The sequence below is a fragment of the Flavobacterium sp. LM4 genome, from assembly GCF_002017935.1.
Taxonomy (GTDB): Bacteria; Bacteroidota; Bacteroidia; order Flavobacteriales; family Flavobacteriaceae; genus Flavobacterium; species Flavobacterium chungangense.
Map to the genome: position 1 here is coordinate 1583890 of NZ_MUFW01000001.1, position 21988 is coordinate 1605877.

General features: G+C 31.7%; 21 protein-coding genes and 1 pseudogene. 10 read left to right on the forward strand and 12 right to left on the reverse strand.

Annotated elements, in window-relative coordinates; all coding sequences use genetic code 11:
* The first annotated feature begins 822 nt into the window (after window positions 1-822).
* Window positions 823-1254, forward strand: a complete 432-nt coding sequence (rpiB, locus tag BXU10_RS07080; RefSeq protein WP_078226741.1) for a ribose 5-phosphate isomerase B — start codon at window positions 823-825, stop codon at window positions 1252-1254.
* A gap of 138 nt (window positions 1255-1392) precedes the next feature.
* Here rpiB and BXU10_RS07085 read toward each other — a convergent pair whose 3' ends face one another.
* On the reverse strand, window positions 1393-1662 hold the full coding sequence (locus BXU10_RS07085) for a DUF1294 domain-containing protein (protein WP_078226742.1): 270 nt from the start codon (window positions 1660-1662) through the stop codon (window positions 1393-1395).
* A gap of 116 nt (window positions 1663-1778) precedes the next feature.
* Between BXU10_RS07085 and BXU10_RS07090 the strand changes: the two genes are divergently transcribed.
* Complete coding sequence (locus tag BXU10_RS07090) at window positions 1779-3902, forward strand: Tex family protein (RefSeq protein ID WP_078226743.1); 2124 nt, start codon at window positions 1779-1781, stop codon at window positions 3900-3902.
* Between the two features lie 38 nt (window positions 3903-3940).
* Here the strand turns inward: BXU10_RS07090 and BXU10_RS07095 are convergent, their stop codons facing one another.
* The 3 genes from BXU10_RS07095 to BXU10_RS07105 form a co-directional block, all read right to left on the reverse strand.
* A complete protein-coding gene (locus BXU10_RS07095; RefSeq protein WP_123921962.1) occupies window positions 3941-5284 on the reverse strand; it encodes a S9 family peptidase in 1344 nt (447 codons plus the stop codon).
* 106 nt (window positions 5285-5390) lie between these two features.
* Window positions 5391-5978, reverse strand: a complete 588-nt coding sequence (locus BXU10_RS24780) for a YIP1 family protein (protein WP_123921963.1) — start codon at window positions 5976-5978, stop codon at window positions 5391-5393.
* Window positions 5979-5980: 2 nt separating this feature from the next.
* The gene (locus BXU10_RS07105; protein WP_078226746.1) at window positions 5981-6247 is read right to left on the reverse strand and encodes a DUF2089 family protein; all 267 of its coding nucleotides are present in this window, start codon (window positions 6245-6247) and stop codon (window positions 5981-5983) included.
* 114 nt (window positions 6248-6361) lie between these two features.
* On the opposite strand from BXU10_RS07105, the pseudogene BXU10_RS07110 reads away from it, so the two are divergent.
* A pseudogene (locus BXU10_RS07110) lies at window positions 6362-6556 on the forward strand (S1 RNA-binding domain-containing protein); the annotation flags it as partial.
* 93 nt (window positions 6557-6649) lie between these two features.
* Here the strand turns inward: BXU10_RS07110 and BXU10_RS25730 are convergent.
* Window positions 6650-7048, reverse strand: a complete 399-nt coding sequence (locus BXU10_RS25730) for a T9SS type A sorting domain-containing protein (RefSeq protein WP_369803402.1) — start codon at window positions 7046-7048, stop codon at window positions 6650-6652.
* A 73-nt stretch (window positions 7049-7121) separates the two neighbouring features.
* On the reverse strand, window positions 7122-9209 hold the full coding sequence (locus tag BXU10_RS07120) for a hypothetical protein (protein WP_078226747.1): 2088 nt from the start codon (window positions 9207-9209) through the stop codon (window positions 7122-7124).
* Between the two features lie 123 nt (window positions 9210-9332).
* Between BXU10_RS07120 and BXU10_RS07125 the strand changes: the two genes are divergently transcribed.
* On the forward strand, window positions 9333-9977 hold the full coding sequence (locus BXU10_RS07125; protein ID WP_078226748.1) for a hypothetical protein: 645 nt from the start codon (window positions 9333-9335) through the stop codon (window positions 9975-9977).
* A 62-nt stretch (window positions 9978-10039) separates the two neighbouring features.
* On the opposite strand, the gene BXU10_RS07130 is transcribed toward BXU10_RS07125, so the two are convergent.
* The 3 genes from BXU10_RS07130 to tatA all read right to left on the reverse strand — a co-directional run bounded on the left by BXU10_RS07130 (window position 10040) and on the right by tatA (window position 12768).
* The gene (locus tag BXU10_RS07130) at window positions 10040-11440 is read right to left on the reverse strand and encodes a glycosyl hydrolase family 8 (protein ID WP_078226749.1); all 1401 of its coding nucleotides are present in this window, start codon (window positions 11438-11440) and stop codon (window positions 10040-10042) included.
* Window positions 11441-11520: 80 nt separating this feature from the next.
* Window positions 11521-12312 carry an IS982 family transposase gene (locus BXU10_RS07135; protein ID WP_223255405.1) on the reverse strand — a complete coding sequence of 264 codons (792 nt, stop codon included), beginning with the start codon at window positions 12310-12312 and terminating at the stop codon, window positions 11521-11523.
* A gap of 282 nt (window positions 12313-12594) precedes the next feature.
* Window positions 12595-12768, reverse strand: a complete 174-nt coding sequence (tatA, locus tag BXU10_RS07140; protein WP_078226750.1) for a twin-arginine translocase TatA/TatE family subunit — start codon at window positions 12766-12768, stop codon at window positions 12595-12597.
* A gap of 207 nt (window positions 12769-12975) precedes the next feature.
* On the opposite strand from tatA, the gene BXU10_RS07145 reads away from it, so the two are divergent.
* From BXU10_RS07145 to BXU10_RS07170, 6 genes are all read left to right on the forward strand, one after another.
* Window positions 12976-13461, forward strand: a complete 486-nt coding sequence (locus BXU10_RS07145) for a peptidase (RefSeq protein WP_078226751.1) — start codon at window positions 12976-12978, stop codon at window positions 13459-13461.
* 10 nt (window positions 13462-13471) lie between these two features.
* Window positions 13472-14956, forward strand: a complete 1485-nt coding sequence (locus BXU10_RS07150) for a GH3 auxin-responsive promoter family protein (protein WP_078226752.1) — start codon at window positions 13472-13474, stop codon at window positions 14954-14956.
* Window positions 14957-15082: 126 nt separating this feature from the next.
* The gene (locus BXU10_RS07155; protein ID WP_078226753.1) at window positions 15083-16762 is read left to right on the forward strand and encodes a hypothetical protein; all 1680 of its coding nucleotides are present in this window, start codon (window positions 15083-15085) and stop codon (window positions 16760-16762) included.
* Between the two features lie 100 nt (window positions 16763-16862).
* Complete coding sequence (locus BXU10_RS07160) at window positions 16863-17846, forward strand: UDP-glucuronic acid decarboxylase family protein (protein ID WP_031453853.1); 984 nt, start codon at window positions 16863-16865, stop codon at window positions 17844-17846.
* A complete protein-coding gene (locus BXU10_RS07165; protein ID WP_078226754.1) occupies window positions 17847-19199 on the forward strand; it encodes an exopolysaccharide biosynthesis polyprenyl glycosylphosphotransferase in 1353 nt (450 codons plus the stop codon).
* A complete protein-coding gene (locus BXU10_RS07170; RefSeq protein WP_078226755.1) occupies window positions 19199-19966 on the forward strand; it encodes a glycosyltransferase family 2 protein in 768 nt (255 codons plus the stop codon). The genes BXU10_RS07165 and BXU10_RS07170 overlap by 1 nt, the downstream gene beginning before the upstream one ends.
* 31 nt (window positions 19967-19997) lie before the next feature.
* Here BXU10_RS07170 and BXU10_RS25195 read toward each other — a convergent pair whose 3' ends face one another.
* Genes BXU10_RS25195 through BXU10_RS07180 form a run of 3 tightly spaced genes read right to left on the reverse strand, consistent with a single transcriptional unit; the run spans window position 19998 to window position 21877 of the window.
* A complete protein-coding gene (locus BXU10_RS25195) occupies window positions 19998-20186 on the reverse strand; it encodes a hypothetical protein (protein ID WP_223255406.1) in 189 nt (62 codons plus the stop codon).
* A 31-nt stretch (window positions 20187-20217) separates the two neighbouring features.
* Window positions 20218-20526 carry an ORF6N domain-containing protein gene (locus tag BXU10_RS25200; protein ID WP_223255407.1) on the reverse strand — a complete coding sequence of 103 codons (309 nt, stop codon included), beginning with the start codon at window positions 20524-20526 and terminating at the stop codon, window positions 20218-20220.
* Window positions 20527-20566: 40 nt separating this feature from the next.
* A complete protein-coding gene (locus tag BXU10_RS07180; protein ID WP_078226756.1) occupies window positions 20567-21877 on the reverse strand; it encodes a phenylacetate--CoA ligase family protein in 1311 nt (436 codons plus the stop codon).
* Window positions 21878-21988: the final 111 nt, after the last annotated feature.

Genomic DNA, 21988 nt, shown 5'->3' on the forward strand with positions numbered 1-21988 from the left:
AATTTCAATTCAAAATTTTTTTTTCTCTTTTAAATTTCAAAGTTGTCAACATATATTAAATACAATAAAAAGAAAATTTTAAATTTAATTAATTTTTGATGGTTATTATAGTGTGTTAATATGTGCAATAATTTTATTTTTAAAAGTATTGAAATGAAGTTACTCTTAGTTATATAGAGTTATCAACATACTTATATTTTGTTAAATGATTAATTTATAAGACTTTTTGTATTTTAATTAACAACGGTTCACAACCAAATTTTAATTCATTTTGTAAATAAGTTGATATGTGGATTATTGTTGAAAATGGCAATTTTGATATTGATAACTTTTCTAAAAATTCATGAAACTTTTCTTGTATTTTAAATTTCAGTTTTGGATTAGGTATTTTTTTTAAACATCCAAAAAAAACTTCTAATTTTCTATCTGAACTTATTAACATTTTCTGTTAATTTAAAGTTAACTGAATATCAACGAATTACAAACTTATATTAACATCACAAAAATTTAACAAATATTTTATTTATTTCTTACTGATTATGAAATACTTACACCAAAGTTAAAATTGTTAATAACCGATAATGTTTTGATATAAAGTGATTTATATTTATAGTATATTTTAACTTAAAATGAGTATTAGTAATATGATGCAAAGTTATAAGAGAAAGTCTATTTTAATCACTGATGAAAAATACAATCTGAAATTTCTGGATGTAATAATAGTTGAAATTTATGTAATCGCAGCTAACTTTTCTTTTTCAAATAGAATTACTTCTGGATTCTTTGGTTAAATTTGCAGGACACAACTTAATAGTATTTAAAATGAAAATTTCGATAGGAAACGATCACGCAGGACCGGAGTATAAAAAAGCAATTGTAGCTATGCTTAAAGCAAAAGGATATGAAGTAACCAATTACGGAACAGATTCTGAGGATTCTGTAGATTATCCTGATTTTGGTCATCCGGTTGCGACTGATGTATCTGAAGGAAAAGCTGATTTTGGAATCGTTATCTGCGGAAGCGGAAACGGAATAGCCATGACAGTGAACAAACATCCAAAAGTAAGAGCCGGTTTATGCTGGAGTAAAGAAATTGCCGTTTTAGTCCGTTTGCATAATGATGCTAACATTATCAGCATTCCGGCGCGTTTTACATCAATTCCACAAGCAGTAGAAATGGTTGAAACTTTTTTGAATACTGAATTTGAAGGAGGAAGACATCAAAATAGGGTAAATAAAATTGCCTGTTCATAAAAAGTCAAAAAAATTCGGTGCTTCGCACCTATTGAAAGAAACACCGGGTGGATTTTTAAATTTGTCCGGCGTTTTTATTTAAAACATTGTATATCAGTAATTATAAAGTTCTTTTTTAGATATTAACATTGTTAATATCTACTTTTTGTAATTTAAGAAGACAATTATAAGAGTAATCTGTATACCCAAAATTCCGCAAAACTTCACGATAAAGGATGATTTACTCGTTTTATGTCTGAACAATAACATTGCTAATAATAAACCAATAGAACCTCCAAAAAAAGCCAGTGAAAAAAGTGTATTTTCAGGGATTCTGCGTTTATTTTTCCGTGCTTGATATTTGTCATATCCTGCTATAATAAAGACAGTAAAATTTATAATTAAAAAATACAGTAATAAAACTTTCATAGGCTTAAAATTAAAAACAAAGATATTATTTTAGCCAAGTGAATGATAAATCATCCAAAAAGTTTAATTGGCAGATTCTATCATTTTGTAATTAAGAAATATATTTCATTAAAAGTATGACTAATATTCAATTCATTGCGAAATCTGTTCAGACAGCAGCAATTAACATTCAAAAAACCGTTCAATTATTAGAAGAAGATTGCACGATTCCGTTTATTTCCCGTTACCGAAAAGATACAACCGGAAATCTGGATGAAGTTGTAATTGAACAGATTGCAAAGCTTCAAAAAGAATACGAAACACTTATAAAACGTAAAGAAGCGGTTTTAAAATCTATCGAAGAACAAAAGGCCCTTACGCCGGAATTAAAGAAAAAGATTGAAGATAGTTTTGATTTGCAGGAGATAGAAGATTTTTACCTTCCGTACAAAAAGAAGAAAAAAACAAAAGCCGATGTGGCCCGCGAATTCGGTTTGGAACCTTTGGCAAAAATCATTATCTCAGAAAGTAATGTCGATGTTGATTTTATTTCAACGCAATATATTAATGAAAATGTAATTAATGAAGAAGCTGCGATGCAAGGCGCGAGAGATATTGTAGCCGAATGGATCAATGAAAATATTTATGTACGTAAGCAGCTGCGAAGATTGTTTCAGCGAAAAGCAACCATTGCTACTAAAGTCGTTAAAAAGAAAGCAGAGGAAGAGGGCGCACAAAAATTCAGTCAGTATTTTGATTGGGAAGAGCCTTTGACAAAAGCTCCTTCACACCGTTTATTAGCTATGCTTCGTGCAGAAAATGAAGGTTTTGTAAAGATGAAAATTGATGTTGATCTGGATGAAGCCTACGATATTATTGATGAAATCATCATTAAAAAACAAAATAGTACTACGGCTCATTTACAACTGGCAATTGAAGATAGTTACAAACGTTTATTGAATCCGGCTATTGGAAATGAAACTTTGCAGGAAGCAAAAGCAAAGGCAGATGCAAATTCTATTCAGGTTTTTGCTAACAATTTAGGTCAGTTGTTATTGGCTCCGCCGTTGGGAGAAAAAAGAATTTTGGCGATTGACCCAGGATTCAGAAGCGGTTGTAAAGTAGTTTGTCTGGACGAGAAAGGCGATTTATTGTATAACGAAACCATTTATCCGCACGCGCCTCAAAATGAGGAAGCAATGGCGATCAAAAAAATCCGTTCTATGGTAAATGCCTATCATATTGATGCAATTTCTATTGGAAATGGAACGGCTTCGAGAGAAACAGAGTTCTTTATCAAAAAAATCGCGTTTGACAAACCACTGCAGGTTTTTATAGTTTCAGAAGCTGGGGCTTCGGTTTACTCAGCATCAAAAATTGCGAGAGAAGAATTTCCTAATTATGATGTTACGGTTCGTGGTTCTGTTTCTATCGGAAGACGACTTTCAGATCCTTTGGCAGAGTTGGTAAAAATCGACCCAAAAGCAATTGGAGTAGGGCAGTACCAGCATGATGTGGACCAGACGAAATTAAAAGAAGAGCTTGATAATACAGTAATAAGATGTGTGAATTCAGTTGGAATCAATATCAACACTGCCAGTAAACATTTGCTAAGTTATGTGAGTGGAATAGGAGAGAAGCTTGCTGAAAACATTGTACAATACCGTTCTGAAAACGGGCCTTTTGAAGACAGAAAACAGCTAAAAAAAGTGCCTCGTTTAGGAGATAAGGCGTATCAGCAAGGTGCAGCATTTATCAGAATTTCGAATGCAAAAAATCCATTGGACAATTCGGCAGTGCATCCTGAAGCTTATCTTGTTGTAGAAAAAATGGCGAAAGATTTGAAACTTTCGGTAAATGACTTAATTGCAAACAAAGAAAAAACAGCCCTAATTAAGGCTGAAAACTATATTACTCCTGAAATTGGGTTATTAACCTTAAAAGATATCATTAAAGAGCTTGAAAAACCTGGATTAGACCCTAGAAAATCGGCTAAGGTTTTTGAATTTGATGCGAATGTAAAATCGATTAAAGACTTGAGAACCGGAATGATTTTACCTGGAATTGTGAATAACATTACCAATTTTGGTTGTTTTGTTGATATCGGAATCAAGGAAAGCGGATTGGTTCACATTTCTCAACTAAAAGCCGGCTTTGTAAGCGATGTAAACGAAGTTGTTAAGCTTCACCAACATGTTGATGTAAAAGTGACAGAAGTTGATGAGGATAGAAAGAGAATCCAGTTGACGATGGTACTATAAATACAAAAGCCCCGAAAAAAAAATCGGGGCTTTTTATTCTATTTATCTAGAATCCAAGTACTCATTTTATCAAGCACTTTAGGAGAGATAGTTTGTTCTATTTCGGCATATTCAGCGAGTGCACCAGTTTTACATTCTTGAAACAGGTGATTCATTCCTTCGAATTCATAAGTTTCAAAATTTTTATTTTTGGCTTTTTTTAATGATTTTTCAATTGCGGCTAAGTTATCTTTTGCGGGAACTTGAAAATCTAAACTTCCATTGATTGCTAGCACAGGTATTTTTATTTGTGATACATACTTATCTGGATTAAAACTTATAAAGTATCTAAACCAAGTATTTTTCAACTGTTTCATATTGTCTTCGTTTATTTCTTCCCCTTCTTTGGTTAGAAAAATTTTTAAATCTTTTTCGTAATCATTTCCAGCGTAATTTTTTATAAAGGCAAATGTTTTTTGGTTTGATTGTAGTTCTTTTTCCAAATTTTCTTCCTTCATACCGGTTAATTTCGATGATAAATAAATTTGTTTAGCTAACAATTCATCGATAGGTGTTCCAGGACCAGCCATTAAAACCATAAAAGATACCTTTTTATTCAATGATGCCACTATTGGAGCAATCATTCCACCTTCGCTATGTCCTATTAATCCAATGTTTTGATAGCCTTTTTTTATCAAGAAGTCTACAGCAGCACTAATATCGGTAGCATAATTATAGGTCGTTTCACTTTTGCTACCTTGTGAAGAGCCACCTACCCCGCGGTCATCCATTCTAAGAGTTGCAATTCCCTTTTTGGCAAAATCATCAGCAATAACAGCAAAAGGTTTGTGTCCAAAAAGCTCTTCATCACGATTTTGCCTACCAGAACCTGTTATCATGACTAAAATGGGTCTTTTTTTATCAAAATTTTTCGGTTCAGAGATTGTTCCTGCCAACGTATTTTTATCAGTTGGGTTTACAAAACTTATCTCTTCGGTAACATAATTAAAAGGTGCTTTAGGAGTTTGAGGCCTATTTATTTTCTTTACAGTTTCACCATTCTTTAGTTTTGTAAAAATCAAAGGCATCTCCATACCACCTTGTTTAAAAATACCATCAATTGTTTCATTACTATATTTTCCTGAATAGCTAAGACCTAGAGAAGCAGCATCAAATAAGAGTTGATTTTCAATAAAGCTTATCGTAGAAATTGGAATATTAGTAGCGCCTTGTTTTGGACTTTCTAGACTTGAAATGAGTTTATTACCATCTTTTTTGATATGAATAATCAATGGAAGTTTCATTCCTTGAACGTCTAATTCGCCTTGCCACGAGCCTGTTATTTCTTGAGCGAAAATAAATTGAATGCTTAATAGCATTAGGGTTAAAATTTTTGTTTTCATGGTTTTCAATTTTTTATTTTAGACAATAGATTGTTAGCCTTTTACAAATTATTTAAATTTGAAAGGGATGTTAATAAGAATAGAATTTTGATTTTTAGAGGTTATATCAAAGATTCAAATTTTGAATATAAACCTGATGAAAAAGTATAAAAAAGTATAATAATACTATAAATAAGGCAATGTGCTGCCATTTTTTAAAGTTAGTAGCTGTTTTAAAACCGTTATAAATCAAAACAAAACCGTAAATAATAATGGCGAGTAGTATCAACATGCAAAAGACCAATGGTAATAACTCTAGAGGATTTATTTTTAAAGTATTCGCTGCTTCGGCATTTGTTTTTAGATTTTTAGCCAAACTATTCATGCTAGTAATTTTTATACATAGTAAGATAAGAAAGTTAGGTGCTTGCGAAATTAAAACGGTATTTGTAATATCAATAAATCGTGTTTTTTTATTAATTATGAGCGCCAATAAAAAAAGAAAAATGATGGCAGAAACATTACTAATAGTAACCAACAAAAAGGCAGAGGTTAGGCTTAGGTTTTCATTTTCAGTAAAATGAAAGAGGCTATCCATTTGGATTTTTGTAAAAAAGCAAGTAAAGAAGTTGATAATGAAATACAAAACACCAGTAATAAACAATTGTTTCTCTGAAAATTTTGAAAACGGATTTAATAGAAATTTCCAATTCATGGTTATGATTTTAATTTTTTAATTTTTTCAATGAGGTCATCCATTTTATTCCGCATAGTAGGATAAGAGTTTCCTGCTTGTTTAGCCATTTCTTTGATACTTCCACTTGAAAGAAAAAATTCCAGAATAAAATCTTGATCCTCTCTGCTTAATTTTAAATACAGTGGCAAATCATAAGTACCACTTACTTCGGTTTGACACTGATCGCATTTCATCATGCTTACTCGTAAAGCATTTTCGCAACTTGGGCAATTAACAGGTAGTTTCATTTTAACAAAGTTAAATATATTTTTAATAAAGTTAAAAATATTTTTGATATTATATCATTTTTTTTTAAAATGAAGTATAATTAAAAAAACAGATAAAGATTTAAACCATGAAATGTGAAGAACATTACCAATTTTGGCTGTTTTGTAGATATCGGAATAAAAGAAAGCGGACTGGTTCATATTTCGCAATTGAAAGTAGGTTTTGTTAGTGATGTAAATGAGGTGGTTAAACTTCACCAGCATGTTGATGTTAAAGTTACTGAGGTTGATGAGGATAGAAAGAGGATTCAGCTGACGATGATATTATAGAAATTCCAATTTTAAAATTCTTAAAATTTTCACATAAAAAAACTCCCAAATTACAATGTAGTTTGGGAGTTTTGTTTTTATAAAATGTGGAAATTATAATTTTATGAATTTTTGAGAAGTTTCTCCGGTTTCTGTTTTAATTTTAATCAAATACAAACCAGGAGTAAATGAACTTACATCTATTGATGAATTTACATTTTCGTTGGTATAAATTAACCTTCCTATTAAATTATAAATTTTTACAGAATAATTATTTGTTTCGTTTAAGGAGTTTATGTTTAATATACTCTTGGTTGGATTTGGCGATAAAGAAAATTGTTTGTTTTCTTGAATGAAATCTTCGTTAGATAAGGTAACTTCATTTCCTTTTATGCCAATTAAATGAGCAGATCTATGATCTTTTTTATAAGTAGTAAAATTGCCCCCTACCAGAAGTTCTCCATTATCTTGCTGAAGTATAGCATTGACAGCGTAATTTAACCCTGTTCCAATATCAAAGGAATCATCTTTGGACCCATCAGAATTTAAGCAAATAAGACTATTTTGATTGTTTTGCTGATAAGAATTAAAAAGTACCTCCTACAAGAATTTTTCCATTGGGTTTTATTGATGTAGTAATAACTCCACTTGGTGTAGTACTGGCATCATAGCTAAATCCTGTTCCAATATCGAAAGAATTATCTTTGCTACCATCGCTATTTAAACGAATTAAATTTCTTTGAGAGACTCCCTGATAATTTGTAAACTCACCTCCCACAATTATTTTTCCGTCATTTTGCAAAACTAAAGATAAAATCTGACTATCAAATCCGGTTCCTATATTAAAGGAATCATCTTTGCTACCATCGCTATTTAAACGAATTAAATACTTTTGGTTTTTTCCATTAAAGGCGTAAAAGTCTCCGCCGGCAAGTATTTTTCCGTCTGGTTGTAAAACGATAGATTTGATGCCAATTGTGTAGAGATATACATCAAATTTTGTTTTAAAAGAAGTATCGCGAGAACCGTCTGTATTTAAACGAACCAAATAAAAATCTGAAGAATTTTGTTCAAAACCTCTTCCAAAAATTATTTTTCCATCAGGCTGTAATACTACACTATTAATAATACCCAATTTAGATGAATACTTAAAGGAATTATCAATACTACCATCTGAATTTAAACGAATGATATACCAAAAACCTTCTATTCCCTGATATTCAGTAAACTTCCCTGTTACAAGAATTTTTCCATCCGTTTGTAGTACTATTGTGTTAACACTATTGTCAAATCCGGTACCAATATTAAAAGATTCATCTTTAGTACCATCAGGATTTAATCGAATTAAATATTTTTGAGCAATTCCATTATAGGATGTAAATTCTCCTCCTACAAGAATTTTTCCATCATCCTGTTTGGTTATAGCATATATGTTATCATTGAATCCTATCTTTATTCCAAAATCTGTATTTCGATTACCATCCGGATTCAGACAAGTAAAACTATTTTGAGTAAATGCATTATAGCTGGTATAAAGACCACTTACAAGAATTTTTTCATTGGCTTGTATTGTAATCGAATATACGGTACATCCATAAACAATATTAGGAAGTTTCTCAGAAGAAAAGCCTTCACCAATATTAAAAGAATTGTCAATAGTTAAGTTAGTATTAAAACGACGAATTTTTTTTGAAAAATCTCCCCCAGCCAATATTTTTCCATCATTTTGAATGGCTACCGTATATACAGTACCATCAAATCCAGAAGCGTTATTAAAGCTGCCACTAGAAACATTTCCCTTAGTATCCAGACGGATTAAACGATTGTAGGTATTTCTTTGATAGACGGTAAAACTTCCACCAACAACTATTTTTCCATCTGTCTGTATTGCTATGGATTGAACACTCCCGTTAAATCCTGTTCCTGTAACAAAAGAAGTATCATAATTTCCATTATCATTTAACCGAATAAGACTATTTGAAGTTAAATTTTTATATTGAGTAAAGCTTCCTCCCACAATTATTTTACTATCATTTTGCAAAATAATTGAATTAACGTTACCATTAAATCCTGTTTCAATATTAAATGTGTCATCATTGGTTCCATCACTATTTAACCGAATTATTTTTCTCTGACTTTTATCCTGGTAAGAATTAAAATTACCTCCGACAAGAATTTTACCATCTGTCTGAATAACTACAGATCTTACAATATTATCAAATCCAGTTCCAACATCAAAAGAATTATCTTTACTTCCGTCCGTATTCAAACGAGCTAAACGATTGCATTCAAATCCCTGATAAGAAGTAAACGCACCACCGATAATTATTTTTCCATCGTTTTGAAGAGCTATAGTTAAAATCGAATTATTAGGTCCGGTTCCTATTTCAAATGATTCATCTTTACTTCCGTCTGAGTTTAAACGAATCAAAAAATTTTGTTTAAGGCCTAAATAAGTTGAAAAGTAGCCCCCAACAAGTATTTTCCCATCAGATTGAATAATACTTTTATAAACAGTACCGGTTGCATTAAAACCTGGACTTATACCCAATGGCAATATTATGTCTCCAATATTTTGTGAAAAAGCTATTAAAAACTGTAAAAATAAAATTAAAAAGAGTAAAGTTTTTTCATAAATATAAATTTCATCAAATATATAAAGATTTCCCTGCAAATTTTTTAAACTAGATTATTAAATAAAAACGTCAAATTACAATCACAGTTTTTGGAGTTTTCTTTTTAAAAAATATTCTTCCCAATACTATATATTTGTAAGAAATCATTAAATCCCCAAATCATGAAAAAAATTATCTTAATTGTAATCGCAGTTTTGTTCTCGACTATTGGTCACGCTAAATTTATTCAGGCAGTTTTGTATATGGAAGACGGAACTAAAAAAGCAGGTTTGGCCGAAATGGTCGAAAATGGCGATTCTAAAGTAATTTTCAAAACAGATGAAAAAGCAAAAAAGGAAAAAATTGCAAGTGATGTTATCAAAAAAATAGAATATACAGATGGTGAGAATGAGTTTTTAGCCGAAAGATTCTATTTAACCTCTGCAGGTGCATTTTCCGGAAAGTTTTCTAAATCAAAAGAGAAAAAATGGTTTTATATTCTCTATGACAGAGATATCAAAATTGGATGTGTTGATTTTGCAGGAACGATGCAATATAATGCTGTAAAAGGTAAAACTTCAGGTCAGTCAGGAGATACTACCTATTTTTTTGGTAAGAAAAAAAGCGATGAATTGTATTTTGGGTTTTTAAAATCAAATGCCGGCATCGCTGTTCATACGGAAACCGGTTCAAATATCAAAAAAATGTCTAAAGAGGCGTTTGCAGGATGTCCAAAACTCATTGCTGCTATTGAAAAAGAAGATTTTAAAACTAAAACAGCACTAGAGCAGCTGATTCGTATTTTTGAAAGAAATAAGTGTAAGTAAGAATCTTAACAATAAAAAAACTCCCAAATTACAATGTAGTTTGGGAGTTTTTAGTTTATAAGTTATTTTATGATGACTTTTTTGGTGATACTTTTAGCACCGTTTGTAATTTTTATCAGATACAAACCAGAGGATTGGTTAGCTAAATTAATATCAGTATTTTCAGAAGTTGTTTTTTGTTCTGAAATAAGGTTTCCCTGCGGAGTGAAAACTGTAATCAATGAATTTTCAGGCGCCAGAACAGTAAATTTATCTGCACTCGGATTTGGGTAAAGCGAAACTGTAGATTCTTCAATATCAAAATCATTATTGGATAAAGTTGCGCTCGGAGGCAAATAAAAATTACCGGTTAATAAAAACGAATACAATGTTTTCATTGTGTGATTAAAGTAGTTGCCTGGCTCGTTTGTACTTTTTAAATCAGCATAAGAAGCATCTAAATGGCCTTGATTTTCTCCAGCCATTGCTGCACAAGCAAAAGCACCCACAAAAGGAGCGTTGTGCCATTGTCCAATTAGCGTTCCATTTTGATTGTAACCATCTTTGATATTTGCCGTTCCACCAAGAGTTATTCTAACAAAATCTGAGGATTTTTTAGAATACGTTTTAGCATCCGGAGTTCCATACCATAAATAATCAACAGCAATTCTCCAAGGCGTTCTACATGCGTCATAGTTATAGGTTTTACCGGCATTTACATATCCTTTTGATTGTGCTTCTGCTGAATAATTTCCGGAACCATCACACCAGTCAGATACTAATCCGCCAACTGCGTTATTTAGAGTTAAATTATTGTTGATTATCGTATAAGCTTTGGAAGCAACAGCATTCCAAAAAGCGGTATCATTCGTAAAAGAACCAAAAGCTCTGTAATAAGCAGGAGAAAAATAGGAAGGATTGGTAATTGAACTTCCGCCAAAAGCATCTCCAGGTTTTAGCACAAAAGTGTTGGCTTCAATTTCATGCGTTTTGATGGCAGTAATTAAAGTTTTAGCATCATTTTTATAATTTATTGTTCCGATGCTTCCCCATTGATAATCGGCAACGATTAATGCAAATGCAGCGTCTAATTCGGCATCTGTAGCACCGTTGGCACCATTGATTCCTGAACATCCATTGATTTTCCAATTCATTACTCCATTGGCATTAACATTATCTTTATAGTACAGCCAGAGACCGTCAAAAAGATCTTTATCGCCTTTGTAAACACTAAGCAGCATTCCATAGGCAATTCCTTCTGAAACGGTTTCTGAGGAATTAAATTTTACCCTGTATCTTCCATTCGTACAGGACTCCGTAAAGTTGGATTTCCAGGTATCATAATTGGCTTTGGCATCCTGGCTATCTTTTGTCGTTGCCATTAAGCCATTATTAAAAGTAATATTGGCAGGAAAAGGTTTTGTTGCTTGTGAATAATTTTCTACACATAGAAAAAAACTCACCAATAAAAATAGGTTTTTCATATTTATATAAATTTAGGGACGATAAAAGTAAGATTTTTTATATAAATAAAAAAACCCGAAATCATAATTAATTCAAGTTGCTAGTTAATTGATTTGTTTAATTGTAGTGCGAATACAAAGAGTGTAAGCTTTATAATAAACCCTTGCAGTGTCACCGCGTGTATTGTTCTTGGGAAAAGTTTTTTGATATCGCTAATTGTTGTTTCTACTCTTTTTCTCATTTTTAATTTTTCCCTTTTTTGTTCTAAAGTATCATTTCTTTTAGAATTCGACTTTCTTTGAATTTTCAATAAAATTGCTTTTCGTTCCAAAGCTTTATCTTCTAAACTATAATCTAAATAAGCACTATCGCCATATATTGAAGTTTCGGCAGGTAATTTATCAATCATTCTTCCTAATGATTTTACATCAGCTGTTTTTCCTGGTGTAAAATGAAATGCTATTGGAATACCTGATTTTGTTGTTACTAATTGTACTTTGACACCGTAAAAATAATTGCGCATACTTGCCGTGTAACCTCTCCACTTTTTATCTTTAAGAATTTTGCATTTTGAAATTCTCATATTATGGCATACCGCTACTGGAAAAGAATCAATTATATAATGCATTTCGCAACAAAAGTCTTTAAAATAAGAACTTATAATTTCAAATAATTCATAAAGAAGATTGCCTACTTTATGAAGCCGTCTATTGAATCTGCTTTTCTCAAGCATATTAGGGATATACCCATATTGCTTCATAAATTGAATTGCAGAACAATGATTACCATAAAAACTTGTCGAGGAAACTATGGCTGTTATTATTATTTCACTGTCACTTACTTGTCTTCTAATATCGTCTTTGTGCTCAATTCCTTGTAAAATATCATCCATTAAACAAAAAATTGAAATAATTTTGTCTTTTGTAAGCATCATATCTGTGAGTCTTTAGTTGTCGTAAACCAAATTTCTCACTTTTGATGCTTACTTTTTATATTTTATAACTAGCAACTTGAATTAATTACTAATTATTTTCGTTTGCAAATTTTTATTTTCAGGAAAAATCCTTCAAGAATGCAAGCTTTTGAATGTAAATAATTTAAAAATTGGACATAAAAAATCCCAACTAAAACCATTATGATTTCAGTTGGGATTCAAAACACTCTTTACAGAGTTTTATTTAACTTCTTCTTCTTTTTTAGCAGTAGGTTGATCATCTTTGGCTGCGTTTTTAAATTCTTTAATTCCGCTTCCTAGTCCTTTCATTAATTCCGGAATTTTTTTACCTCCAAAAAGTAATAAAACAACTGCCAATATAATAAGGATTTCTGTAACGCCAAATCTTCCCATAATAGTAAAATTAGTGCCGAAGCAATTTATAAATTTTTGCTGCAAATGTATATAGAATATACGTATCAGAATAGTTTTTAGACTAAAATGTTTATTTTGAAGAGCGTTAAATATTTTATAAAATAAAAAAATAAGAAGTATTGTATCAAATTTGACACATACCACCAAATGTAATAATTGTTATATTTGCGAGTATAAACATCCGCAATGACCAAGAAAAAAAAGAACTTCAGAAAAAAATTGTTCGTAAAAAACCGATTGGTAATTTTGAATGAAAATACATTTGAAGAAATCTTTTCGTTCAGACTTACTTTAATGAATGTTTTTGTTGTTTTTTCTTTAGGCGGAATATTCTTAATTCTCATTACTACTTTTATCATTGCATTTACCCCTTTGCGTGAATTTATACCCGGATATTCGTCAACACAGTTAAAAAAAAATGCTTTAGAATTAGCTATAAAGTCTGATTCATTAACAACTTCATTAAAGAAAAATGAAGCCTATATCAAATCGATTCAAAAAGTATTGACAGGTGAATTAGAATATGCAAAGTTCAACAAAGACTCTATTTTAGCTGAATCTGAAATACAGATAACTAATATGAAGGCTTCTGAAGAAGAAATTAAACTTAGGGAAGAAGTTTCCAAAATAGAGAAGGAGTCAGGCGGTAGCAAAGCAAACAAAAAGAAATAATACACACAAAATGTCAATTAAATCTATAGCAGCAAAAATATTTGCACGAAAAATATACAATCAAACAAAAGTATGGTCTAATAAACCGGTTGAAACTCAGCTGAAAGTTTTTAAAATTTTGATTGAGAAGGCCAAAGCAACCGAATTTGGAAAAGATCATCATTTTGATACTATAAAAACAATTACAGATTTTCAAAAGAACGTTCCAATTCGGGATTATGAAGATTTAAAATCGTATATCGAAAAAGTAAAATTAGGCAAGGAAAATATTCTGTGGAAGGGAAAACCTATTTATTTTGCCAAAACTTCCGGAACAACATCCGGAGCCAAATATATTCCGCTAACCAGGGAATCAATGCCTTATCACATCAATGCGGCACGTAATGCTATTTTGCATTATATCAACGAAACAGGAAATGCCGATTTTGTTGATGGTAAAATGATCTTTTTACAGGGAAGTCCAATTTTGACTGAAAAGCACGGAATAAATTTTGGAAGACTTTCAGGAATTGTTGCTCATTTTGTACCGAAATACCTGCAGAAAAACAGAATGCCATCATGGGAAACCAACTGCATTGAAGACTGGGAAAGCAAAGTTGATGCTATTGTTGATGAAACAATAAAAGAAGATATGTCTGTAATTTCCGGAATTCCATCATGGGTACAAATGTATTTTGAGCGATTACAACAAAAAAGCGGTGGAAAGAAAATAGGTGATATATTTAAGAACTTTAACCTGTTTATTTACGGAGGAGTAAATTATGAGCCTTATCGGGCTAAATTTGAAAATATGATTGGCAGAAAAGTAGACAGTATTGAGCTATTTCCTGCTTCTGAAGGATTTTTTGCCTATCAGGATTCTCAAAAAGAAAAAGGAATGCTCTTGTTACTTAACTCCGGAATTTTCTATGAGTTTATAAAAGCTGATGAATTTTTTGAAGAAAACCCAAAAAGTTATACTGTTGGCGAAGTAGAAATAGATGTAAATTATGTTTTGATTATTTCTACAAATGCAGGGCTGTGGCGTTATAATATTGGCGATACCGTTAAATTTACGACTTTATTTCCGCATCGCGTAATTGTCTCGGGCAGAATCAAGCATTATATTTCTGCTTTTGGAGAACATGTTATTGCAAACGAAGTCGAAAATGCGATGAAAGAAGCGACAGCAGGAACCAAAATTGTCATTAACGAATTTACAGTAGCACCACAAATTAATCCATCAAAGGGATTGCCTTATCACGAGTGGCTTATAGAATTTGAAAATGAACCGGAAAATATACTATCTTTTGCAGAAGCAATTGACGATTCGATGCGAAAACAAAACATTTATTACGATGATTTAATTACAGGAAATGTTTTGCAGAAAGTAGTTATAACCAAAGTTTCTAAAAATGGATTTCAGGAATACATGAAATCGCAGGGAAAATTAGGCGGACAGAATAAATTGCCAAGGTTATCAAATAATAGGGATATAGCGGATAATTTGAAATAGAGAAACAGTTCTTCTAACAATTTGATAAAAACTATTTTGAATGAATTAAATAGATAATTCATAACTTTCCTTACATTATGTTCCTGGATAATCTTTTTTTAAAGAGGATTTTAAAAATAAAAACACATGAAAGAAACTAAACATATATCAAGATCAAGAGCGCAGGAATCATCTGCAGCGATCGAAAAAATGTACATTACAATGCGCCATTTATTCAATCGTGGTTTTTATAAGCCAATGGGTGTCTCAGGCGATAGTCTGCGGGAATCATTATTGGCTTTACGCCCTGAAATTTATGGAAATATTGGTGAAGAAAAAGTTGAACTAAATGGGCTTTTATATGTTATAGAACGTCTTCCGATAGGAATCGAGCAATGCCGTTTTATCAATTTAACTTCAGATGAAGGATATTCAAAATCACATTTTCAGCCCATTGTTCCTCCAAAAAGAAGAAGAAATTGCTACCGTATTGATGAGGAACAAATGAATGTTGAAATCACACGAGGCCGCTCTGATATTTATGATATTTTAACGCATTTGACTTTTATTTTCATCGAATCTCATAAAATTAAAAACAGGGTTTTATTAGATGACGGTGGCGAAGTTTCGCGTGACTGGTTAAAATTGGAACAAGCTGTAATGCAAACCAAAAAACTGCCTCTGGTAGAAAGGGAAAAAGCAATATCGCATGTGGCCAATATTTTAGCCAGAACATTCGAAGAAGTTTTAGATATTTATGACGCTTTCGGGTCAGAAAATGCACCGGATCGTTTCCTTCATGTAATTTATTGGCTTGGAAAATTAGCCATTGAAGAAATGATCGACAATAACAAAAGAACGATTACTTTTAGCCCTGTTTTAAGAGAACGGCTAGGACATCACATTCACGGCGAAATCTGGGCAACAAATATTAAAGAGGTTTTAAAGGCAAACGATCTTTTAAAGAGACCAATTCACATTATAAGCGCCAATATGCACAGTGTAATGAATTCCATTTTTGCTACACCATTGCTGAAACCAAAATTCAAGGACAAATCTGATTTCTTTATTTATGAAGAGTTGAGCAAATCTGCAGCTAAGGAAACCAGGGCTATTGTAGAAGAACTGGCTATAAAAAACGGAATGATTTCGTTGCCTGACACTTCAGGAACCAATATCGATGTTCAGATTTTTGATACAGCCAAAATTGACTGGGCCAAAACAGCTTTTCCAAAAACGAAATTCGATGAAGAAAAACCCGTTATTATTGTAATGGATTATGCATTTGGCGAACAGGCTTATGAAACAATTGACGAGCTTTTGAAACCGTATAAAAAAGAAACGTTATTGAATGTAAAATCAGTTTCGATAATGGGCAAGGCAGGAATCCTGGAAGGAGGAAAAGGAGACATCATGATTCCTTCAGCGCATATAAATGAAGGGACGGCCGATAATTATTTCTTCGAAAATGAATTAACAGGTGCCATGTTTGAAGGAAATGATATTGCCGTTTTTGAAGGCGCAATGGTTACCGTTTTAGGGACTTCTTTGCAAAACAGGGAATTATTAAAATTCTTTCATGAATCGACATGGGGTGTAATTGGCCTTGAAATGGAAGGTTCTTATTACCAAAAAGCCATACAGTCGGCTTCAAAAATCAGAAAAAGTGTGCCACATGATATTAAGGTTCGATATGCCTATTATGCTTCTGATAATCCCCTAGAAACCGGAAGTACTCTGGCCTCAGGAGGTTTAGGAACCACAGGGGTAAAGCCAACTTATTTAATTACAATTAAAATACTGGAACAAATTTTTAATAATAAATAATCAACATTCAAAAGTTTAGTCAATAATAGAAAAAAGATAAATGCTAAATTTATTTTTATAAAATTGAAAAAAGTAAATTTGCTTTTCGAAACAAATCAATATGAAAAGAATACTTATTACAGGTGCTGCAGGATTTTTAGGATCACATTTGTGTGATCGGTTTATCAAAGAAGGCTATTATGTTATTGGAATGGATAACCTGATTACAGGAGATCTTAAAAATATTGAACATCTGTTTAAGTTAGAACATTTTGAGTTTTACCATCACGACATTACCAAATTTGTTCATATTCCGGGCGAATTAGACTATATTTTGCATTTTGCTTCGCCTGCAAGCCCAATTGATTATTTAAAAATTCCAATTCAAACCTTAAAGGTAGGATCATTAGGAACTCATAATTTATTAGGTTTGGCCCGTGTAAAAAAAGCAAGAATTTTAATTGCCTCTACTTCTGAAGTATATGGAGACCCTTTAGTCCATCCGCAAACTGAAGAATATTATGGAAATGTAAATACGATTGGGCCTCGCGGAGTTTATGATGAAGCAAAACGTTTTCAGGAATCCATAACAATGGCTTACCACACTTTTCATGGTGTTGAAACCAGAATCGTTCGTATTTTTAATACTTACGGACCAAGAATGCGTCTTAATGATGGCCGCGTAATTCCGGCTTTTATTGGTCAGGCACTTCGTGGAGAAGATTTAACGATTTTTGGAGATGGTATGCAAACCCGTTCGTTTTGTTATGTAGACGATCAGGTTGAAGGAATATACAGATTATTGCATTCAGATTATGTATATCCGGTTAATATTGGGAATCCGGATGAAATAACTATTAAGGATTTTGCTGAAGAAATTATAAAACTTACCGGGACAAACCAAAAAGTAGTTTACCATCCATTACCTATTAATGACCCTCTGCAACGCCAGCCGGACACTACAAAAGCAAAAGAATTATTAGGATGGGAAGCCAAAGTAAACCGCGCAGAAGGAATGAAAATTACGTATGATTATTTTAAATCACTTTCAAAAGAAGAACTTTCAAAAGAAGAGCATAAAGATTTTTCAAATTATATAAAATAAATGCGGACAAAAACAGGAAAATATTCAGGCTATATTCGGCCATTCTCCTATTTGATTGATTTGCTTATTATCAATTTTTTTGCGGTTTATATCGCACATTTTCCTGAAAATCAAATTTTATTTTTAATCGTATTAAATGTCGGTTGGATTGGTATTGCTTCTGATTTAGGTTTTTACGAAGTTTATCGTTATACAAAAGTAATTGCAATTTTAAATTGTGCTTTAAAACAAGCCTGCTTATTTGGTTTTGTCGTTTTTGCGCTTGCCTTCTTTTATGCTAAGCAAACCAGTTTTAGAACGTTGTTGTTTTATTTATGGTTTATATTTATTCTTATCTTATTTATTAAGTTTTCAATCTATTATTTCCTGCAGACTTATCGCGTTGTTTTTGGCGGAAATCACAGGAGAGTTGTGTTGTTAGGTAATAAAGCAAGTATTTCGCCTTTAAAATATTTTTTTACCGAGAATCCTGATTATGGATATGAACTGATTCATGTTTTTGAATTTGAAGAAGTAAAAGATGAGCATATTGAAGAAATGTTTGAATTCGTGATGAATAAAAATATGGACGAAATGTATTGTTCCATTATTGGATTATCTCAGGATCAGATGAATGCACTTATTGATTTTGCTGACAGTAATTTGAAGACATTAAAGTTTATTCCTGATGGGAATCAAATATTTTTTAGAAATTTCATCTTACAATATTATGATTATATTCCTGTAATTGCACTTAGGAGTATTCGACTAGATGAAAATTTGTATAAAATAATGAAACGAACTTTCGATGTTACTTTTTCAATAGTAATTATTTTGGGTGTTCTTTCATGGATTCTTCCAATTTTAGGAGTTTTAATTAAACTGGAATCTAAGGGACCAATTTTACTCAGACAAAGGCGTAACGGACTCAATAACAATGAATTCAATTGTTATAAATTTCGATCAATGGAAATAACCAATGAAACCTATACAAATCAGGTTTCTAAAAACGATCCCAGAGTTACTAAAATTGGAAAGTTTATTCGAAAGACCAGTATTGATGAGTTACCACAGTTTTTTAATGTTTTAAGAGGAGATATGTCAGTAGTCGGACCAAGACCGCACATGGTAAGCTATAATCAGGAATATATACTTAAAGTAGATAAATTTATGGTGCGCCATTTTATAAAACCCGGAATTACTGGTTTAGCGCAAGTAAAAGGTTTTCGTGGAGAAATCGAATCTGATTATGATATTATAAACAGGGTAAAATACGATATTTTTTACATCGAAAACTGGTCCATTTTATTAGACTTGAAAATTATTGTAACTACGGTTTACCATATCATTAAAGGTGATGAAAAAGCATATTGATGAGTGAGTTAGTTTCTATCATAACACCCACATATAATGCCGAAAAATATATTCGGGAAACGCTGCAGTCTGTACTGAATCAAAGTTATCAAAACTGGGAAATGATTCTGGCCGATGATGCATCAACTGATCACACAATTTCGATAATTGAAGAATTTGCTAAAAAAGACAGCCGAATAAAACTCTTTAAATTACCTGAAAATCGTGGAAATGGTTTTGCCCGAAACGCCGCTTTAGAAAAAGCAATAGGAAAATATATTGCCTACTTAGATGCCGATGATTTATGGTTTCCTGAGAAATTAGAAAAGCAAATACATTTTTTAAAAAGGAATAATCTGCATTTTACTTTTAGTTTTTACGATTCAATTGACGAAGAAGGAAATAATTTAAACAGAAGAGTTGAATCACCAAATCCATTAACTTACAAACAGTTGTTTTTCTGCAATTATGTTGGCAATTTAACAGCCATTTACGATGCAGATTATTTTGGCAAAATTATTTTGGAAACGTCCCAAAAAAGGCAAGATTGGAGAATATGGCTTACGATTTTAAAACAAATAAAAACGGCAAAACCTATCCCGGAATCTCTTGCTTTTTATAGAATTAGAAAGGATTCTGTTTCCTCTTCAAAATTCAAATTAATCAAACATAACTTTGGGGTTTACAGCCAATTCCATGGATATAATTTTGTGTTTGCTATTTTACTGATTATAAGGTTTTTATATACGCAGTTGATTGTAAAACGCCGATATATAAAGAAGATTTAGTTTTTAAGTTCACATTTATAACCTTAAACAATTACTTTTTATATCCAATTTTTACTCTTTCTCCTTCATTTTCTTTTTTCTCAGTTAGTTCATCCAGATACGAAAATACTAATTCAATATTTTTATCATGATTCTCCAACTTCTTCTGAATCTGAAGAATATCAACTTTTATTTCTGTCGTATCCAAAAGCATTTGTCTCACTTTCGTGAAAATCCTCATAATTTGAATATTGGTTTGGATTGCTTTGTCGCTATTTAAAACACTTGAAAGCATTAATTATACCATGTTCTGTGAATACCATTGGAGCATATCGTAAGCCCATCTTCTCAGAATTGGAGGTCGCAAATTGCGACCTCCAATTTTCAAATTCTTTTTTGGTAAGCTCAAACATAAAATCTTCAGGAAAACGGTTTCGATTCCTTTTGACTTGCTCTTTTAGTCGTTTTGTTTCAATGCCGTAAAGTAAAGCCAGATAACGATCTAGCATTATCTTTTGTCCGCGAATGAAGTATATTTTATTAGAAATTGTTTCTTCAGAGAGTAAAGATTGATCAGCCATAAGTTTTTAAATTAAAAACAAATGTAAGATTTTATTTATGTTATAAAAAAGATTTGAATTGCTTTAGTTTGCCTCGATTGGTTCTTTCTAAAACTATTTTTCTAGTGAAAGTGAAGTTTAGATTGGGTTCGAGATATAAATCAATTGCTTGTTTTATTTTATCGATTTGTTCTGAAACTAATTCTTTTTCAGAAACATATTCAATTTCAAAAGTATCTAATTTGGTTTGTTTGATGATAAATTCTTTTACATTTCCATCATCTTCGATAATGCTTTTGGTTACATAATAAAATGTCAATCCCGGGGATTTTTTACCACTTGGCAAAATGGCAACATCATTGGTTCTTCCAATAAGCTTTTTTAGAATTGGTTTTTGAGGGGTGCTCTTTTCATCGAGAATTCCAATATCGCCAATTTCATATCTTATGAAAGGAGTTGCTTTATTGAAGAGTGAAGTAATCACAATTTTGCCTTCTGTTCCATGTGGAACAGGATTATTATTTTCATCTAAAATTTCGACAAATAAAGTTTCAGCATTTACCTGCCATTCTCCCTGAGGATTTTCAAAAGCAATCAAATCCAGTTCAGAAGCACCATATTCACTGATAATTGGAATGCCGAATTGTCTTTCGAGAAGTTTTTTATCCGATTCAAAAAGCATTTCTGAAGTAACAAAACAAGCTTTCAGAGTTGGACAAATTTCGTTTAAAACCATATTTTTCTGTTCCAGATATTTAGCAAATAAAACGATAGAGCTAGTGTATCCGTTGAGGTAATCGAATTTTTTGGTTTTGAATTTCTGCAGAAATTTTTCCAGAACTGCATCAGATAAATCAAAAACCGGGAAACGAAAACGGTGCGTCAAAAAATCCTTGAAACGCTCTTTTTGATAACCAATCAAATCCATTGGAATACCATAAAACCTCGCCTGATAGGAATGATTAAAATCAATTCCGAACCAACCAAAACGCATCATATTCGAAGCCCAGGTCAAAGCATGCGAATATTTATCTTTAGCAAAAACAAAAGGAGTTCCGCTCGATCCGGAAGTTTTGTTGAGGTAAATGTTTTTTTTAGAATACCCTTTTGAAAGTCTTTCTTCAAGAGGTTTTTGTAAATTTTGTTTGTTTAAAACAGGAAGGTTTTTCCAATTTTCAGCAATTGTATTTCCGGCTAATTCTTTGTAAAAAGAGTTGTTTTTGAGATGAAAATCAACAATTTCTACTTTTTTATTTTCAAGAAACGAAGCAAATTCTTCTTCAGAAAAATGAACAATTTTATCCAATTCGGTTTTAGCTTTCTTTATTGGAAAACCATTTAATTGAAGCGAAATATCAAAAAGGCGAATCATTTTTTCAGCATATTTTCATCAAAAATAATGTTTAGGATTTACTAACAGTGCGGAACGAACAACTTTTTAAAGATTTAATTATTTTTTACGTACAAAAGCAAGTATTTTTGC

Excerpts from the sequence above, each read along its gene's own strand:
- rpiB (WP_078226741.1), top strand. The coding sequence starts at position 823 with ATGAAAATTTCGATAGGAAACGATCACGCAGGACCGGAGTATAAAAAA.
- BXU10_RS07085 (WP_078226742.1), bottom strand. The coding sequence starts at position 1,662 with ATGAAAGTTTTATTACTGTATTTTTTAATTATAAATTTTACTGTCTTT.
- BXU10_RS07090 (WP_078226743.1), top strand. The coding sequence starts at position 1,779 with ATGACTAATATTCAATTCATTGCGAAATCTGTTCAGACAGCAGCAATT.
- BXU10_RS07095 (WP_123921962.1), bottom strand. The coding sequence starts at position 5,284 with ATGAAAACAAAAATTTTAACCCTAATGCTATTAAGCATTCAATTTATT.
- BXU10_RS24780 (WP_123921963.1), bottom strand. The coding sequence starts at position 5,978 with ATGAATTGGAAATTTCTATTAAATCCGTTTTCAAAATTTTCAGAGAAA.
- BXU10_RS07105 (WP_078226746.1), bottom strand. The coding sequence starts at position 6,247 with ATGAAACTACCTGTTAATTGCCCAAGTTGCGAAAATGCTTTACGAGTA.
- BXU10_RS07125 (WP_078226748.1), top strand. The coding sequence starts at position 9,333 with ATGAAAAAAATTATCTTAATTGTAATCGCAGTTTTGTTCTCGACTATT.
- BXU10_RS07130 (WP_078226749.1), bottom strand. The coding sequence starts at position 11,440 with ATGAAAAACCTATTTTTATTGGTGAGTTTTTTTCTATGTGTAGAAAAT.
- BXU10_RS07135 (WP_223255405.1), bottom strand. The coding sequence starts at position 12,312 with ATGGATGATATTTTACAAGGAATTGAGCACAAAGACGATATTAGAAGA.
- tatA (WP_078226750.1), bottom strand. The coding sequence starts at position 12,768 with ATGGGAAGATTTGGCGTTACAGAAATCCTTATTATATTGGCAGTTGTT.
- BXU10_RS07145 (WP_078226751.1), top strand. The coding sequence starts at position 12,976 with ATGACCAAGAAAAAAAAGAACTTCAGAAAAAAATTGTTCGTAAAAAAC.
- BXU10_RS07150 (WP_078226752.1), top strand. The coding sequence starts at position 13,472 with ATGTCAATTAAATCTATAGCAGCAAAAATATTTGCACGAAAAATATAC.
- BXU10_RS07155 (WP_078226753.1), top strand. The coding sequence starts at position 15,083 with ATGAAAGAAACTAAACATATATCAAGATCAAGAGCGCAGGAATCATCT.
- BXU10_RS07160 (WP_031453853.1), top strand. The coding sequence starts at position 16,863 with ATGAAAAGAATACTTATTACAGGTGCTGCAGGATTTTTAGGATCACAT.
- BXU10_RS07165 (WP_078226754.1), top strand. The coding sequence starts at position 17,847 with ATGCGGACAAAAACAGGAAAATATTCAGGCTATATTCGGCCATTCTCC.
- BXU10_RS07170 (WP_078226755.1), top strand. The coding sequence starts at position 19,199 with ATGAGTGAGTTAGTTTCTATCATAACACCCACATATAATGCCGAAAAA.
- BXU10_RS25195 (WP_223255406.1), bottom strand. The coding sequence starts at position 20,186 with ATGAGGATTTTCACGAAAGTGAGACAAATGCTTTTGGATACGACAGAA.
- BXU10_RS25200 (WP_223255407.1), bottom strand. The coding sequence starts at position 20,526 with ATGGCTGATCAATCTTTACTCTCTGAAGAAACAATTTCTAATAAAATA.
- BXU10_RS07180 (WP_078226756.1), bottom strand. The coding sequence starts at position 21,877 with ATGATTCGCCTTTTTGATATTTCGCTTCAATTAAATGGTTTTCCAATA.